This window comes from Halomonas beimenensis, assembly GCF_002549795.1.
GTDB classification, from domain to species: Bacteria; Pseudomonadota; Gammaproteobacteria; order Pseudomonadales; family Halomonadaceae; genus Halomonas; species Halomonas beimenensis.
The window spans coordinates 560,486-578,471 of sequence record NZ_CP021435.1 but is presented as its reverse complement, the minus strand read 5'-3'; the positions used below and the strand labels follow the sequence as shown (position 1 = coordinate 578,471).

The 17,986-nt window shown below is 66.0% G+C and carries 7 protein-coding genes; 3 read left to right on the top strand and 4 right to left on the bottom strand.

Annotation, left to right across the window (positions count from 1 at the left end; all coding sequences use genetic code 11):
* The first annotated feature begins 103 nt into the window (after nucleotides 1–103).
* Genes recC through recD form a run of 3 tightly spaced genes read left to right on the top strand, consistent with a single transcriptional unit; the run spans nucleotide 104 to nucleotide 10,070 of the window.
* Nucleotides 104–3,820: an exodeoxyribonuclease V subunit gamma gene (gene recC / locus BEI_RS02755; RefSeq protein WP_097788070.1), complete on the top strand. Its 3,717-nt coding sequence runs from the start codon at nucleotides 104–106 to the stop codon at nucleotides 3,818–3,820.
* A complete protein-coding gene (gene recB, locus BEI_RS02750; RefSeq protein ID WP_097788069.1) occupies nucleotides 3,817–7,758 on the top strand; it encodes an exodeoxyribonuclease V subunit beta in 3,942 nt (1,313 codons plus the stop codon). Before recC ends, recB begins: the two co-directional genes overlap by 4 nt.
* Nucleotides 7,755–10,070 carry an exodeoxyribonuclease V subunit alpha gene (gene recD, locus BEI_RS02745; protein ID WP_097788068.1) on the top strand — a complete coding sequence of 772 codons (2,316 nt, stop codon included), beginning with the start codon at nucleotides 7,755–7,757 and terminating at the stop codon, nucleotides 10,068–10,070. The genes recB and recD overlap by 4 nt, the downstream gene beginning before the upstream one ends.
* On the opposite strand, the gene BEI_RS02740 is transcribed toward recD, so the two are convergent.
* Genes BEI_RS02740 through BEI_RS02725 form a run of 4 tightly spaced genes read right to left on the bottom strand, consistent with a single transcriptional unit; the run spans nucleotide 10,071 to nucleotide 17,626 of the window.
* On the bottom strand, nucleotides 10,071–13,109 hold the full coding sequence (locus BEI_RS02740) for a type I restriction endonuclease subunit R (RefSeq protein ID WP_097788067.1): 3,039 nt from the start codon (nucleotides 13,107–13,109) through the stop codon (nucleotides 10,071–10,073). It abuts the gene before it with no gap.
* A gap of 13 nt (nucleotides 13,110–13,122) precedes the next feature.
* Nucleotides 13,123–14,448, bottom strand: a complete 1,326-nt coding sequence (locus BEI_RS02735) for a restriction endonuclease subunit S (RefSeq protein WP_227644550.1) — start codon at nucleotides 14,446–14,448, stop codon at nucleotides 13,123–13,125.
* Nucleotides 14,445–15,458: a virulence RhuM family protein gene (locus BEI_RS02730; RefSeq protein ID WP_097788066.1), complete on the bottom strand. Its 1,014-nt coding sequence runs from the start codon at nucleotides 15,456–15,458 to the stop codon at nucleotides 14,445–14,447. Before BEI_RS02730 ends, BEI_RS02735 begins: the two co-directional genes overlap by 4 nt.
* The gene (locus BEI_RS02725) at nucleotides 15,455–17,626 is read right to left on the bottom strand and encodes a type I restriction-modification system subunit M (protein ID WP_097788065.1); all 2,172 of its coding nucleotides are present in this window, start codon (nucleotides 17,624–17,626) and stop codon (nucleotides 15,455–15,457) included. The genes BEI_RS02730 and BEI_RS02725 overlap by 4 nt, the downstream gene beginning before the upstream one ends.
* Between the last annotated feature and the right edge of the window lie 360 nt (nucleotides 17,627–17,986).

Genomic DNA, 17,986 nt, shown 5'->3' with positions numbered 1-17,986 from the left:
ATGGTGACGCCGATGGGCCGGGCGGGCCAGTGCTCAACCACGTTTATGCCGATGGGGTTTTGCGGCACCATGAAGGCCCGTCCAACGCCGCGAAGGATTCGCCATGCTCATCACCACCGAGACTGCCCTGACGCCCGGCTTCATGGTGGTGCATGGCAATCGCCTGGAGGCGCTGCGCGACCTGGCGGTGGAGTGGCTTCGCGGGCACCCGCTGGGCCCTCTGGAGGACGAGGTCATCCTGGTCCAGAGCAACGGCATCAGCCAGTGGCTGAAGCTGGCCCTGGCCGCCGACCCGCCCGCGGGCGCCGGCATCGCCGCGGCCATGGACGTCACCCTGCCGGCGCGCTACCTGTGGCAGGCCTACCGGGCCGTGCTGGGAAGCGAGGCGGTGCCGCCGGCCTCGCCGCTGGACAAGCCGCGGCTCGTCTGGCGGCTGATGCGCCTGCTGCCCGAGCTGCTGGGTGACCCCACCTTCGCGCCCCTGGCCCGCTTCCTGGCCGACGACGAGGACCTCCGCAAGCGCCACCAGCTCGCCGAGCGCCTGGCCGACCTCTTCGACCAGTACCAGGTCTACCGCGCCGACTGGCTGGCCGCCTGGGCCGAGGGCCGCGACGAGCTGATCGACGCCCGCGGCCAGGCCCGGCCGCTGGCCGAGGACCAGCGCTGGCAGCCGGCCCTGTGGCGGCGGCTGCGCGACGACATCGGCGAGGCGGGCCTCGCCACCAGCCGCGCCTGGGTGCATACCCGTTTCCTCGAGGCCTGCCGTGAGCTGACGCCGGAGACGCGGCCTCCCGGCCTGCCGCGCCGGGTGGTGGTGTTCGGCATCTCCTCGCTGCCCCGCCAGACCCTGGAGGCGCTGGCCGCGGTATCGAAGGTCTGCCAGGTGCTGCTCTGCGTGCACAACCCCTGCCGCCACTACTGGGCGGACATCATCGAGCACAAGGATCTCCTGCGTGCCGCCCGTCGGCGCCAGCGCCACCGCCCGGGCATGCCGCTCGAGCTCGACGACACCCAGCTGCACCTCCACGCCCAGCCGCTGCTCGCCGCCTGGGGCAAGCAGGGCCGCGACTACCTGCGCCTGCTCGACGAGTTCGACGACCAGGACGCCTACCGGGCGATGTTCGACGCCGAGGCGCTGCGCATCGACCTCTTCGACTCCCCCGCCGAGGGCGAGGCGCCGGGGCTGCTCCAGCAGCTCCAGGACGACATCCTCGAGCTGCGCCCGCCCCGGGAGACCCGCGACACCTGGCCGGCCGTGGACCCGGCCCGGGATCACAGCCTGCGCTTCCACGTCGCCCACAGCGCCCTGCGCGAGGTGGAGATCCTCCACGACCAGCTGCTCGCCGCCTTCGACGCCGACCCCACGCTGCGCCCCCGGGACGTGCTGGTGATGGTGCCCGACATCGACACCTACGCCGCCGCCGTCCAGGCGGTGTTCGGCCGCCTGCCGCCGGACGACCCGCGCCACATCCCCTTCACCCTCTCCGACCAGACCAGCCGCCATCGCCAGCCGCTGCTGGTGGCCCTGGAGTCGCTGCTGCACCTGCCGGAGTCGCGGCTCACGGTGAGCGACCTGCTCGACCTGCTGGAGGTGCCCGCCCTGCGCGGCCGCTTCGGCCTGGACGCCGAGGCCCTGCCGGTGCTGCGCCGCTGGATCGAGGGCGCCGGCATCCGCTGGGGGCTGGACGCCGAGCAGCGCGCCCGGCTCGACCTGCCCGGCGGCCTCACCGCCAACACCTGGGCCTTCGGCCTGCGCCGCCTGCTGCTCGGCTACGCGGTGGGCGACACCGCTGAGGGGCCCTGGCACGACATCGAGCCCTTCGGCGACATCGGCGGCCTGGAGGCGGCCCTGGCCGGCCCGCTGATGGACCTGCTCGACGTCCTGGAGGCCCAGTGGCGCGCCCTCGCCGAGCCCGCCGACGTGCCGACCTGGTGCCGTCGGCTGCGCGGGCTGCTGGGCGAGTGCTTCGCCGCTGAGGACGAGGCCGACCTCGCCACCCTGAGCCGGCTGGAGGAGGGGCTGGAGGAGTGGCAGGAGACCACCGAGGACGCCCGCCTGACGGAGGCCCTGCCGCTCTCGGTGGTGCGCGAGCACTGGCTCGGCCAGCTCGGCCAGGCCAGCCTCTCCCAGCGCTTCCTGGCCGGGGCGGTGAACGTCGCCACCCTGATGCCGATGCGCGCCATCCCCTTCCGCCACGTCTGCCTGCTGGGCATGAACGACGGCGACTACCCGCGCACCCAGCGGCCCCTGGACATCGACCTGATGGGCCACGACTACCGCCCCGGCGACCGCTCGCGCCGCGAGGACGACCGCTATCTCTTCCTCGAGGCGCTGCTCTCGGCCCGCGACCGCCTGATGATCAGCTGGGTCGGCCGCAGCATCCACGACAACGAGCCCCGGCCGCCCTCGGTGCTGCTCGGCCAGCTCCGCGACCACCTGGCCACCGGCTGGAGGCTGGAAGGCGCAGAAGAGCAAGATGACGCCGGCCAGGCCCTGCTCGACGCCCTGACCACCGAGCACCCGCTGCAGCCGTTCAGCCGCAGCTACTTCTCGGACGACGCCCGGCTCTTCACCTATGCCCATGAATGGCGGGCGGTACACTCTGTTCAGACAAAGCCACAAGGCGTCGCGAGCGAAGACGAGACAAGGCAAAACCAGGCGAGAGAGCGGAGTTTACAAGACGTAAATGAGCATCTTGAGCCTGGTTTTAACGCCGTATCGCCGAGCGCAGCAGCCTTGCCGCCCTTGGCGCTCGATACGGCGCTTACGCTGGCCAGCCTCAGTGGCTTCCTCAAGGACCCGGTCAAGGCCTTCTTCACCACCCGCCTCGGGGTCTTCCTCGAGCGCGAGGCCCTGGAGAGCCCCGACCACGAGCCCTTCGCCCTCGACGGCCTGGACCACTGGCAGCTCCAGCAGGCGCTGATCGAGGCCGGGCGCCGCGCCGTGGACGAGGGCGCCTCCCCCACCCCCGCCGTCCAGGACACCCTGGAGCGCCTGGAGCGCGAGGGGCGCCTGGCCATGGGCGGCTTCGCCGAGCTGATGCGCGAGCAACTGGTCGAGCCGCTGGACGCCCTCTTCGAGGCCTATGCCAATAAGCTCGAGGCCTGGCCCCATGCCTGGGAGACCTCGGCCCTCGTCTCGCTGGAACTCGCCACCGACGAGGGCCCGCTGCATATCGAGGACTGGCTGGACGGCCTGCGCGAGAACGCCGCCGGCGAGCGTTGCCGGCTGGTACTGATGACCAGCAGCCTGATCAACAAGGGCAAGTACAACTGGAAGCACTGGCTGGGCCCCTGGCTCAGTCACCTCGCCGGCCAGCTCGCCCTCGGCCCCATGACCACCGAACTGCTCTCCCGGGCCGGCGGCGGCACCCTGCCGCCGATGAGTGAGGCCACCGCCCGGGCCCACCTGGAGGCCATCGCCAAGGCCTGGCGCGCCGGCATGACCGCGCCCCTGCCGCTGGCACGGGACACCGCCTTCACCTGGCACGAGAAGGGCGGCGACGAAAGCGCCCTGGCCCGCGTCTTCGGCGACGACGGCTCTTCACAGACAAGCAAGGCCGAGGAGACCGACCTCAAGGCCTGGAAGGCCGCGGTGCGCGTCTTCGAAGGCGACGACTACACGGCGGGCGAGCGCGACCGCGATCCCTACCTGGCCCGCCAGTGGCGGGACCTGGAGAGCCTCGCGCGCCACCAGGCCGCCGGCCGGCGCTTCAGCGAGCTGTGTGACGCCCTCTACGCCCCCCTCCACGACACCGTGAAGACGACCAGGGGCGGCAACGGCAAGAACGGAGGCAAGCGCCAGGGAGGACGCGCATGACGTCAGCAGAGACCGTGCAGACGACCGAGCCCCCGCGCCTCGACCCGGTGGCCCTGCCGCTCACCGGCAGCCGGCTGATCGAGGCCAGCGCCGGCACCGGCAAGACCTTCACCATCGCCCTGCTCTACCTGCGGTTGGTGCTCGGTCCCCGCGACGCCGAGGACGCGGCCAGCTTCCCACGGCCGCTGACCCCGCCGGAGATCCTGGTGGTGACCTTCACCAACGCCGCCACCCAGGAGCTGCGCGACCGCATCCGCGCCCGGCTGGTGGAAGCGGCGGACGCTTTTCAGAACGACATCAGCACGGTTGAGATAGGCGGCGTAAACCCCGAAGGGGCGTCTGGAGCAGGTCTTGGAGGAGGTCCGATTCCAAGGAAGGAATCGGTAGCGCCCAAGGATGGGTTTACAGCGCCTCCGGAAAGACCTGCTCCAGCAAAAGCCCCGTCCCAGAATGAAACCGCCGACCTCTTCGCCGAACCACCGGTGGATAACTCAACCCCTGGGGATAATGCGGGCGACGCTCCGCCGGGCGGCGATCCGCTGATCGCCCTGCGCGACAGCTACCCTCGGGAGAGCTGGCCGACCTGCGCCCGGCGCCTGCGCCTGGCCGCCGAGTGGATGGACGAGGCCGCGGTCTCCACCATCCACTCCTGGTGCCACCGCATGCTGCGCGAGCACGCCTTCGACAGCGGCAGCCTGTTCGCCCTGGAGATGGCGCTGGACCAGTCGGAGATGGACCTGGAGATCGCCCGGGACTACTGGCGCAGCTTCTACTACGATCTCGCCCCCGAGGCGCTGGAGATCGTCGCCCGCTACTGGACCACCCCGGACGCCCTCAACGACACCGCCGCCCGGCTGCGCACCCATGCCGCCGCCCTGCCCGCGGCCCCACCGCCGGCCGAGGCCCTGGTCGCCTACCGCGAGCAGCGCGCCGCGGCCCTGGCCGAACTCAAGGCGCCCTGGCCGGCCTGGCTCGACGAGCTGGAAGCGCTGCTCGAGGCCGCCGCCAAGCGCAAGGCGTTCAACGGCCAGAAGCTCAACGCCAAGCACCGCGCCAACTGGCTCGGCGCCCTGCGCGACTGGGCGAGCGACCCGGAACTGGCCACCCCGGCGCTGACCGACGCCGCCTGGAAGCGCCTGACGCCCGAGGGCCTCGCCGAGATCTGGAAGGAAGACCCGGTGCCCAACCTGCCGGCGCTGGAGGCCCTGGCCGAGCTGCCGGAGCGGTTCGCCGAGCTGCCCGATCCCTTCGCCGACCTGCTCGCCCATGCCGTGCACTGGATGGCCGCGCGCCGCGAGACGGTGCAACGCCGCCGCGCCGAGCTCGGCCCCGACGACCTGCTGCACCGCCTGGACGCCGCCTTCGCGGGGGAAGCCGGCGAGACGCTGGCCGCGCGCATCCGCGAGCAGTTCCCGGTGGCCCTGGTCGACGAGTTCCAGGACACCGACCCGGTGCAGTACCGGCTCTTCGACCGGGTCTACCGGCTCGCCGAGGACCGCGACGACAGCGCCGTGCTGCTGATCGGCGACCCCAAGCAGGCCATCTATGCCTTCCGCGGCGCCGATATCCACACCTACCTCCAGGCCCGGCGCGACACCGCCGGCCGCCACGTCACGCTCGGCACCAACTTCCGCTCCGCCGCGCCCATGGTCGAGGCCGTGAACCGGGTGTTCGCCCACGCCGAGCGCAGCGAGACCGGCGCCTTCCTGTTCCGCCGCGGGGACGATAATGCCGTTCCCTTCAGTCCTGTCGAGGCGAAGGGCAGGAAAGACGCCCTGGTGCGCCTGGGCACCGCCCAGCCGGCGCTGACCCTCTGGCACCTCGCCGCCGAGACGCCGCTGTCGAAGTCCGCCTACCTCGCCGAGCTGGCCGGGCGCTGCGCCGCCGAGATGGCCGCGCTGCTGCGCGAGGGCCAGGCCGGGCAGGCCGGCTTCGAGCAAGACGGAGAATTCCGCCCCCTGGCGCCCTCGGACCTGGCCGTGCTGGTCAACAACGCCGGCGAGGCCCGCGCCATCCGCAGCGCCCTGCTCGCCCGCGGCATCCGCAGCGTCTACCTCTCCGACAAGGAGGGCGTGTTCGAGACCGAGGCCGCCGCCGAGCTGGAGGTGTGGCTGGCCGCCTGCGCCGCCCCGGACGACGAGCGTGCCCTGCGCGCGGCGCTCGCCACCCCCAGCCTGGGCCTGGGCCTGGCCGAGCTCGACGCCCTGAACGGCGGCCCCCAGCAGGACGAGCTGGCCTGGGAGGCGCGGGTGATGCAGTTCCGCGATTACCACCGCCAGTGGCAGCGCCGCGGCGTGCTGCCCATGCTGCACCGGCTGCTGGCCGACTTCGCCGTGCCCGGCCGGCTGCTCACCGTGCCGGAAGGAGAACGGCGACTGACGGATCTGCTGCACCTGGGCGAGCTGCTCCAGGAGGCCAGCGCCGAGATCGACGGCGAGCATGCCCTGCTGCGCCATCTGGCCGAGTCCCGGGCCCGGCCCCACGAGCAGTCCGACGCCCACCGGCTGCGCCTGGAGAGCGACGCCGACCTGGTGCAGGTGGTGACCATCCACAAGTCCAAGGGCCTGGAGTACCCGCTGGTGTTCCTGCCCTTCATCGCCGCCTTCCGCCCGGTGAAGGCCGGCGACCTGCCGCTGCGCTGGCACGACGACGACGGCAACCTGCGCCTCTCCCTGGACGCCGACGAGGCCATCCTGGCCCGGGCCGACCGCGAGCGGCTGGGCGAGGACCTGCGCAAGCTCTACGTGGCCCTGACCCGCGCCCGCCACGCCACCTGGATCGGCCTGGCACCGCTGGAGGCCATGGAGCGCAGCGCCGTCGGCCACCTGCTCTCCGGTGGCGAGCCGCTGCCCCCCGAGGCCCTGCGCCCGGCCCTGGAGGCCCTGGCCGACAAGAAAGCCGACGACTCCGGCCGGGTGCGGGTGACCGAGGCCCCGGCGGCCGATCCCGCCCCGGTGCACCTGGCCACCGAGACGGAGGCGCTAGGGGAGGCCCGCGCGCCCACCCGGACCATCCGCGAGCACTGGTGGATCGCCAGCTACTCGGCGCTGCGTGCCGGGGCCACCCCGGACGAGGCAGGCCCAGAGACCGCCGCCGAGGCCGAACCAGCCCCCGAGCCCACCACCGCCGACGAGGCCACGGCGATGGAGGTGATCGACGAGCCCTTCGATGCCGGCGCCGCCGCGGTGAGCGAGGGCTCGCTTCATCGCTTCCCCCGCGGGCCCTCGGCGGGCACCTTCCTGCACGGCCTGCTGGAATGGGCCGGAGAGGAGGGCTTCGCCAAGGTGGCCGAGGACGCCGCGCTGCGCGAGGACACCCTGGCCCGGCGCGCCAACCGCCGCGGCTGGGAGGGCCAGATCGAAGCGCTTTCGCAGTGGCTGCCGGAGCTGCTGACCACGCCGTTGCCGGTGCCGGATGAGGCCGCCCCGCTACGCCTCGATGCGCTTGCCGGCTACCGGGTGGAGCTGGAATTCTGGTTCGCCGCCCACAAGGTCGACACGAGAAGGCTCGACGCCCTCGTGAGCGCTTACACACTGGGTGGCCGGCCCCGGCCGGCGCTGGAGCCCGACACCCTCAACGGCATGCTCAAGGGCTTCATCGACCTGGTGGTGGAGCACTGGGGGCGCTTCTACGTGCTCGACTGGAAGTCCAACCACCTGGGCGCCGACGATGCCGCCTACACCGAGGCGGCGATGGCCGAGGCCGTGCTCGAGAAGCGCTACGACGTGCAGTACTGCCTCTACCTGCTGGCCCTGCACCGGCTGCTCCAGGCCCGGCTGCCGGACTACGACCCCGAGCGCCACCTGGGCGGGGCCCTCTACGTCTTCCTGCGCGGCACCCGCGCGCCCTCACGGGGCGTGCACGCCGAACGCCCGCCGAGCGAGCTGATCCTCGCGCTCGATGCCCTGTTCCGCGCCGCCGAGGAGGACGCCGCATGACGCCGGATACCCCACACCACGCCACCGACCAGGCGTCGGAATCCGTTGCTGCCCCCGAGCGGGCGCTGCGCGATCACGCGTCGCTGTTCGCCCTGCTCGACCGCTGGGTGGAACGCGGCTGGCTGCGCTCGCTGGACCGCGCCTTCGCCGCCTTCCTGCATCGCGAGGTAAGCGAGGCCTCACCCCTGCCGCTGCTCGCGGCGGCCCTGGCCAGCCACCAACTCGGCCGCGGCCATGTGTGCCTGGACCTGGCCCAGACCCTGGCCGCCCCGGACCTGGCGCTCTCGCTGCCGCCGGAGGGCGACAGCCTGGAGGACCCGCCGCCGCTGCCCAGCCGGGTGATGGCCGCGCTCGACCTCGCCGCCTGGCGCGCCGCCCTCGACCAGCCCGAGCTGGTCGCCACCGGCCCCGGCAGCACCCCGCTGGTGCTCGCCGGCACCGCCGAGCGCCCCCGGCTCTACCTGCGCCGCTACTGGCAGCACGAGCAGGATATCCACACCCGGATCTCCGACCGCCTCGAATCTCCCTGTGGGAATACAGCTCTGCCGCGCGATGGGGATACCCCCTGTGGGAGCGCAGCTTCGCGCCGGTCCGACGCATCGGCGAATGGCGCCGACAGGCGCCCCGTCGATCCCAAAGTCCTGCGCCCGATCCTCGATACTCTCTTCCCACCCCAGGACCAGTTCGACTGGCAGAAGGCCGCCTGCGCCCTGGCCGGCCGCTCGCGCTTCGCGGTGATCACCGGCGGCCCCGGCACCGGCAAGACCACTACCGTGGTGCGCTTGCTCGCCCTGCTCCAGGCCCAGGCCCTCGGCGAGGGCAAGCAGCCGCTGCGTATCCGCCTGGCCGCCCCCACCGGCAAGGCCGCCGCCCGGCTCAACGAGTCCATAGCAGCACAAGTGGGCCGACTGCCCTTCGACAAGCTGGCCGCCCTGTTGAAAGCCGACGAAGCCTCCCCGTGGGAGCGCAGCTTGCTGCGCGAAAACCCGGCCGAAGCACTCAAGCAAGCGGTTCCTACGGAAGTCAGCACCCTGCATCGACTGCTGGGCTCGCGTCCCGACACCCGCCGCTTCCGCCACGATCGCCATAACCCCCTGCCGCTGGACGTGCTGGTGGTGGACGAGGCCTCCATGGTGGACGTGGGCATGATGGCCGCGCTGCTCGAGGCGCTGCCGCCCCGGGCGCGGCTGGTGCTGCTCGGCGACAAGGACCAGCTCGCCTCGGTGGAGGCCGGCTCCGTGCTCGGCGACCTGTGCGCCCGGGCCGAGGGCGGCCACTACACCCCGGCCACCGCCGACTGGCTGGCAGAGGCCACCGGCCAGCCGCTGCCCGCAGACACCCTCGACGCCGACGGCCAGCCGCTCGACCAAGCCATCGCCATGCTGCGCGTCAGCCACCGCTTCACCGCCGACAGCGGCATCGGCCAGCTGGCCTCGGCGATCAACGCCGAGGCCGAGCCCGCGGCCAAGCGCCGCGCCATCACCGAGGCGCTCACCACGGGCTTCGCGGACCTCTCGCACCTGAAGCTGCGCACCGACGACGAGCGCGGCCTGGCCCGCCTGGCGGTCACCGGCTGCCCCGAACGCTTCCCCAATGAGAGCACGGCCGACGCGCCGCCGGTGGGCTATCGCCACTTCCTCTCGACCATGGCCGAGCAACGCCCGGCGGATGAGGCGGATCAGGACGCCTTCGATGACTGGGCCCGCGCCGTGCTGGCGGCCCACGGCCACTTCCAGCTGCTGTGCGCGCTGCGCCGCGGCCCCTGGGGCGTGGAAGGCCTGAACGAGCGGGTGCGCCAGGCGCTGGAGTGGGAAAGGCTGATCGACAGCCAGGACGGCCGCCAGCGCTGGTACCCCGGCCGCCCGGTGCTGGTGACGAAGAACGACTACGGCCTGGGGCTGATGAACGGCGATATCGGCATCACCCTGGACATGCCGCGCCCTGGCGCCGCGCACTCGTTACAGCGCCCGAACAATGCGCCTGGCGATGACAACCGCCGCCTGCTGCGGGTGGCCTTCCCCGCCGGCGACGGCACCGAGCGCATCAAGTGGGTGCTGCCCTCGCGCCTGCAGGCGGTGGAGACGGTATTCGCGATGACGGTGCACAAGTCCCAGGGCTCGGAGTTCACCCACGCCGCCCTGGTGCTGCCCGATGCGCCGAACCCCATCCTCACCCGGGAACTGATCTACACCGGCATCACCCGCGCCCGCCACTGGCTGACGCTGGTGGAAACCGGCCGCGGCCAGCTGTTGGACGCGGCGCAGAGAAGAGTGATGCGGAGCTCAGGCTCCATGACAGTGACGGGTGGCTAACTAGCTACCCGGCTTTCGCAACCGATCGTATACATCATGCAAAAGGTGATCATGCGCTATACGACGGAAGTCATCATCGTTCATCAGACGGCCAAAAATCTCTTCATTACCATCCATACGCTCGATAAACAGGTTTTCGAGCATTCTATTGAAAACATAGGAAAAGTTGTCAATCGTGTTGGCTTGGGCCGCTTCACGCAGGGTGTCGTTCTCAGCGGCGCTGGCAGCTATCTGGTCGAAAAACAGCTGATCAGCCGGGGTGAACTCGGTACCGAAGCGCTCGTTGAGTTTGCCGATCAGGGTCGAAAGCTCCACTTCATCGTCCTCGGCGCGGCCGGTACCCACTTCGGTGGGGCCATAGAGAGGCTCTGCTTCCCCCACCCCCAAGTCGATGGCGCCTTCGCTGATCTTCTGCAGGCGGTAGTATTTCAGTGAAACCTCGTCTTCCAGTTCGAAGACCGTATCGTCGGCACCCCTAGGCAGCTTGTGCAGCAAAAAGCGCCCATAGCTGTAGAGTTTTTCCAGACTGCTGTCCTGGTAGGGAATGATCTGCGCCAGAAACGCATAGAGGTTGCGGAAGCTGGCCAGTTGGCCTTTGAACTGATCCCGCTCGTCTTCCTCCAGCGCTTTGTAGCGCTCCACCGCTTTATCAAGCACGGCGTTGATCTTCTGATGGTCCGCCGCCGTCGGCTCGTTTCGGTTCTTGTACCAGATTTCGGCAAAGGCATTCACCTCGTCCCCGGTGAATACCTGATGTCCCTCCAGCCGGTGCTGCAGATCGTAAAGTTGATGAGGGTCACTGGTCTCACCGGGCGGAGTAACCTCGTAATAGGGTTTGAAGGCCTTATAGATTTCGCTTGGCTCGTTGACAAAATCCAGCACGAAGGTGTCTTCCTTACCCGCGGTGGTACGGTTCAGTCGTGACAACGTCTGCACCGCCTGAATCCCCGCCAGCCGCCGATCCACGTACATGGTGTGCAGCAATGGTTGATCAAAGCCGGTCTGGTATTTTTCCGCCACCAGCAGTACCTGGTAGTGCTCGGAATCGAAGCGGTCAGGCAGTTCGGATTCCTTGATGCCCTCGTTCATGCCCACTTCCGTATAGGACCGGTCGGGGAAATCCGGGTCCGTCACGCTGCCGGAAAAGGCCACCAGCGAGCGGATGCCGGTGATATCGTGTTTTTTAATGTACTGGTCAAAGGCGTTCTTGTAGCGCACCGCGTGCAGGCGCGAGGCGGTGACGACCATAGCCTTGGCCCGGCCGCCGATGAGGTGACGGGTGTTGTGGCGAAAGTGCTCGACGATCACCTCCACCTTCTGAGCGATATTGTGCGGGTGCAGGGACATGAAGCGCGCCAGCGCCTTGGCCGCCTTGCGCTTGGGAACCTGAGGGTCATCCTCGACGGATTTGATCAGCCCGTAATAGGTCTTGTAGGTGGTGTAGTTGTTCAGCACATCCATGATGAAACCTTCCTCGATGGCCTGGCGCATGGAGTACAGATGAAAGGGCGGCTGGCCGTTCGGGCCCGGCTCATTGAACACCGCCTGGGTCTTGAACTTGGGCGTGGCGGTAAAGGCGAAGAAGCTGATATTGGGCTGGCGCGGGCGCTTGAGCATTTCCGCAAACAGTCTTTTACGGGCCGCTTCGGAGAGGTCTTCCTCCTCATCCAGAAACTCTTCGGCAATGGCGGATTCAATACCGTCGCGGTTGAGCACCTTGCGCAGCTCCATGGCCGTCTCGCCGGACTGGGAGCTGTGAGCCTCGTCCACAATCACGGCAAAGCGCTTGCCACCGGTATTCAGCTCCACTTCTTCCCCTTTCTTGGCCAAGGTATCCATGGCCTGGGTAATAAAGGGAAACTTCTGGATGGTGGAGATGATGATGGGCACACTGGATGAGAGCGCCTGGGCGAGTTGCTGGGTGTTCTCGTCGATTTTCTGCACCACCCCCTGCTTGTGTTCGAACTGGTAGATGGTGTTCTGCAGTTGCTGGTCCAGCACCCGGCGGTCGGTAATCACCACCACGGTATCGAAGACCTTGTTGTCCTCACCATTGTGCAGGCTGGACAGGCGGTGGGCCAGCCAGGCGATGGAGTTGGACTTGCCCGAGCCCGCCGAATGCTGCACCAGGTAGTTGTGCCCCGGCCCTTGAGTACGGGCGCTTTTAATCAGGCTACGCACAGCGTCCAGCTGGTGGTAGCGGGGGAAGATCAGGGTTTCCTTCTTCTTGCGTTTGACGCCCTTCCTGGTGGCGACCTTGGATTCACTCACCTCCAGATGCAAAAAGCGGGCGAGGATGTCCATCAGGCTGTCGCGGGTCAGTACGTGTTCCCACAAATAACTGGTGCGGTAGCCGCCTTCTTCGGCCGGCGGATTGCCGGCGCCGTGGTTATGGCCCCGGTTGAACGGCAGAAAGTAGGTGCTCGCCCCGGTCAATTGGGTGGTCATGAAGGCCTGGTCGGGGTCCACGGCGAAATGCACCAGCGCCCGTTCCTTGAAGCGGAAGAGGGGCTCGGCCGGGTCCCGATCCTTTTTGTACTGGGCCATGGCGTCATCCACCGTCTGCCCGGTCATGGGGTTTTTCAACTCCAGCGTCACCACCGGCAGGCCATTGACCGACAGCACCATATCCACGGACTTGTTCGGGTGCGTTTCGCTGAAATGCACCTGCCGGGTCACCCGCAGACGGTTGTGGCCATAGGCCTCGGCGGCCTCCGGGTTCATGCCGGTATTGGGGGCGAAATAGGCCAGCCGGAAGGTCTTGCCATAACACTTGAAGCCGTGGCGCAGCACATGCAGGGCGGTCTTGGAGGCCAGCTCCTTGACCAGCGAGTGCAATAAGACCTCTTCGGCCTTCTCGCCGTGCAGTTTGGCCAGCTGCTGCCAGCGCGCGGGCTGGCTGGCCTCGATAAAGGCAATCACTTCGGCGGGGAACAACGCCCGGCTTGAGTCAAACCCCTTGGGGTCGCCTGTCTGATAGCCGCCGTGTTCGATCAGCGACTGCTCCATGGCCTGTTCGAAGTAGATTTCCTGGTGCATGGACTTCCCCGGTTCAGCTGACCTTGATCTGGCCGGTAACGGCGTTGGTGATTAGGGCAGAGCGATATTCTTCGAGCTTGTCTATCGTATTGCTTGTTGCGTCTTCCAGAGAATCCAGGTCAGCAACCATCTTTTCCACCAGTTCGACTATGGTGTCTTGCTCATCAACTGGCGGTAGCGCAATCAAAAGTTCTTTCCAGCGATCTGTGCGTAGGGCCTTCGTCCCATGAGCTGATGATTCAACTAAAGAAAGCATAACGTCGGCAATGGCCCGCAACAGCAGCGCAAAGTATTCTGGTGAAAGACGAGGCCCCACTTTCAGCGCTTTCATATCCTGATTAAGGACAACAGGAACCCTGTTGATAGCCACTGGGAACGAGTGGGCTAGAATCATCCCTCTCACAACGATCAGCACCGAGCCAGTCTCTACTAAGCTTAACCCTGTCTCTGATAGCGCCAGTTCGGTCACATGATCCTGGGCATCAATTAACTCAGGTCGCTTCATGTCTTTCGGGCTCACCCAAGGAATATCTCCATCCCAGTAGAGGGGATTACTGGTTGAAGGAGTCATGCCCCCGGACATTTTCACCAGATACTTTATCGGTAAGCCGGTTTCCCAATGCGCCGGAATCTCCCCCAACCACTCGATGCCGCTGTCTTTCATGGGGGTATCGGGGTTAAGCCCCTTGGTGACGGCGCGGGTGATCAGAGCGGTGCGCTTTTCGGCCAGCCGGTCGAGAAGGCGGCGCTTTTTGTCGATCAGGGTGTCGATCTCGGCGGTTTTTCGGTCGAGGAAGGTGGCGATTTTTTGTTGCTCACCCAGTGGCGGTAACAGCGCCTGAAAATCCTTGATGAACAATTCTGGCACACGCTTCTGGCCGCCCGCACCATACATTGCCCCCTCTCCCAGTTTCCGAAACAGCTCCGAAATGCTCAGGTAAAACAGGAAGCGTCCGTCAATCTCCTCGCCAGGGCGGATAATATGCAGCTCCGTGGTGCCGAATGCGATGCCGTTATTCAGCCCTTCCGCGAAGGCCCCTTTTCCGTTTTCAAAGCAGGGAGTAATTTTCGCGGTGACGACATCGCCATCGGCGAAATACGTGTATCCGTCACCAACTTCGTCGAGCGCTTTTACCTGATCGAGCTGTAAGCCGCCGTTTTCTCCGACTGCCGCCATGGGAACAAACGACACTTCATCTTCTGGTGCCAAGGGTATGGGCTGAGCTTTGTTAATCCGCGTCAGAAACCGCAGGCGTCGGGTTGTCCAGCCATCCGGGCAAGGCAGAGTATGGTAGAGGCCCATCCCGCCTAGTTGAGCTGATGAGGAGGTCGAGGTCATGACTTGTCCTCCTTCTTAACTTGCTTCTCCAACGCCTCCAACTCCCGTAAATCTTCGGCATCGGCCTCCAAGGCTTCATCGCGCCGCCGCTGGGCGTCGAATTGCTCAAAGCGCTCATGGGCCACCTGTCGCGCTCGCTCGGAGCTGATGGCACCCGCGCCTTCCAGCACGGGCCGTTCGTTGAATTCCAGCAGCCGGTCCACGTTTTGCCGCCAGTAGTCCAGCGTCAGGTCCTGGCGCGCCTTGGCGCGCAGCTCGGCCTGCTCCAGAAAGATCACCACCAGGCGGTTCAGAGTATCCACCTCATCAGCGGTGAGGTAGTTTTTAGAGATGGTCACATCCTGCTTGCGCACCCGGGCGCCCTTCCAGCTGGTGAGCGCCATATTGGGCTCGTTCGGGTTGGCACGCTCGACCACGATCTCGGCGGCGGTATGGCCAGTCACCGCAAACAGCAGCTTGTTCTGCACCTCGGCAAAGAAGAGCTGGGTGTCGCGGTCGTCGGGGCGGTAGTCGCTGGACAGGGCGAAAAGGTCCTTCACCTTCTGGTAGAAACGCTTCTCCGAGGCGCGGATATCGCGAATGCGTTCCAGCAGCTCGTCAAAGTAGTCCCAGCCACCGGGCTCCTTGAGGCGCTGGTCGTCCATCACAAAGCCCTTGACCAGGTATTCCTCCAGATGGGCCGTGGCCCACTGGCGGAACTGGGTGCCGCGCGAGGAGCGCACCCGGTAGCCCACGGCCAGGATCATGGGCAGGCTGTAGACCTTGAGGCGGCGCTGTACCCGGCGCTGGCCCTCCTGGCGAACTTGTAAGGATTCCTTACAAGTTGCCTCAAGGGTGAGCTCGCCTTCCTCATAGATGGCGCGTATATGTTGGGTAACGGCCTGGGGCGTGGTGTCGAACAGTTCCGCCATCTCGGCCTGGGTCAGCCAGACAGTATCGCCTTCGGCCCGTAGATGGATCTCGGCCCGGCCGTCCTCACTGCGATAGAGAATCAGCTCGCCGGCGCTCATGCGGTCACCTTTTTCAACATATCCAGAATGTCTTTTTCCAGGCCCTGAATGTCCCGCTCGATCTCCTCCAGCGGGCGGGGCGGCTCGTAGACGTAGAAGTGGCGGTTGATGGGGATCTCGTAGCCCACCTTGGTCTTGGCGTGATCGATCCAGGCGTCGTCGACGAAGGGCAGGACCTCGCGGGCCAGGTAGGCCTCACAGTGGTCGTACACCAGCTCCAACAGCTCGGTGTTGTCGGCGTCCTTGTCGTAGCCGATGGGCAGCGGCAGGGGGATGTCCTCGGGCAGTGGCACGATCTCGGTGTCCCGCAGTTCGCTGTCCGGCTCCGGGTCGCCGTCCTTGTTGCGGCAGATGGCGGCCTCCGAGTCGCGCTCGGCCAGGGCGGCGAGGATGGCCTTTTTGATGCCGGCGGGCAGTTTCTCCCCGGCGCTCTTGAATGCGGCTTTCAGTGCCGGCTCGAACTCGGCGCGGTCCGTGTAGAGCCGGTCGTCCATCTCCTGCAAAATGGTGAGAATGCGCTGCTGAGTGGCTTCGCCGGCTTTGATCTCGGCTTCGACCTCGGCCTGGTCTTTGCGCTTTTTGCTCTTGGCCAGGTTGATAAAGCCGGTTTGTTGCCAGAGCCGCTCAATGCGCTTGGCGCTGGCCTGAAAATTCAGACGTAGGGGGCGTTCGACGGTGACCTTGAGGTAACCGAAGTCGCGGTTGTCAAACAGCTTGGAGCAGACGCGCTTGGTCTGCTCGCCGTTGCTGCCCACCCTGCAGACGGTGCCATCCTCGAAGTTGGCGTAGAGGCGAGTCAGTTCCTCGATGTGCTCGTCGCTCAGTTCGTTGCGTTTGTTGCCCAGGCTCTTTTTCATCTTGCGATAGTGGCGGGTGCCGTCGATCAGTTGCACCTTACCCTTGCGATGCGCCGGCTTGCGGTTGCTGACCAGCCAGATGTAGGTGTAAATACCAGTGTTGTAAAAGAGCTGATCCGGCAAGGCGATGATGGCGTCGAGCCAATCGTTCTCGATGATCCAGCGCCGGATGTTGCTTTCACTGGGGCCGGGCTCACCGTTGAACAGCGGAGAGCCGTTAAAGACAATGCCGATGCGTGAGCCTTCACCACCCTGCTCGGGTGCAGGTTTCATTTTATTGAGCATGTGCAACAGGAAGAGGGTGGCGCCGTCGTTAATGCGCGGCAGACCGGGGCCAAATCGGCCGTTGAAGCCCAGTTCCTGGTGCTCTTTCTTGACAAGTGTTTCCTGTGGCTTCCATTCCACGCCGAAGGGCGGGTTGGCCAGCATATAGTGGAAACTTTTACCTTCGTGGCCGTCGCCGGTTTCGCCATCACCCAGGGTGTCGCCAAAGGCGATATTGTCCACCGGCTCGTCCTTGATCAGCAGATCGGAGCGGCAGATGGCCCAGGATTCCTCGTTGTATTCCTGCCCGAACAGTTCCAGGTGGGCCTGGGGATTCTGCTCGGTAATGTATTCCTCCGACACTGAAAGCATGCCGCCCGTACCCGCTGTCGGGTCGTAAATGGTGCGGGCGATTCCAGGGGTATAGACGTCTTCGTCCTCGGTGTAAATCAGGTGCGCCATCAGGCGGATCACCTCGCGCGGGGTGAAGTGGTCCCCGGCTTCCTCGTTGGCCTGTTCGTTGAATTTTCGCACAAGCTCTTCGAACACATAGCCCATGTCGTGGTTGCTGACCTGGTTCGGGTGCAGGTTGATTTTCGGGTCTGCAAACTCCTTGACGATCAGGTATAGCCGGTTGGCTTTGTCCAGCTTCTCGATCTCCAGCTCGAAGCCAAAGGCTTCAAATATCACCCGGGCGGATTCGGAAAACCCGTTGATATAGCTGATCATATTAGTGGCGATGTTCTCCGGATCCGCCAGTAATTTTTCAAAGGTATAGGGACTGATGTTGTAAAGCGGATGATGGCGTTCCTTGCTGGCCTTTCGGGCCAAGACCTTATGCAGGGCATCGCCTTCAAGGCCGCGAGCCTGGAGTTTCTCGTATTCCTTGAGCATCTGGTCCTTGGTGGGAGCCAGCACACAGTCCAGCCGGCGCAGCACCGTCATGGGCAACATGACCTTGCGGTATTGGGGCGGTCGGTAAGGCCCACGGAGCTTGTTGGCAATATCAAAGACGAAGTTGATGAGGTTGGTGGTGTTAGCGCTCATGAGAATTCCTGTCGTGCATGCAACGATACGACCGCGCAGAACAACTGTTCCAAGCGACTGGACTGTGATTGGCCAACGGTCAGCAAAGGGTACGACTATAACACTGGATTACAGGACTCGCCCCAATGCGCACTGACATCTTCCAGGCCAGATCTCGACAACAGATCGCCCACAATTTGATTGGCATCGCATAACGGGTCGCGACTGAGCTTGCCATTCAGGGTGGCACCACCATGGATCAAGTGTTGAGTAAGATGTAAAGGCGGTATCTAGCACCTTGGCGATATTTGGTTGCGCCAGGACGCGGCGATCAGTTGGTTTGGCAAGCCGTGCCCCTATCAGCCAAACCCGCTTGGCGCC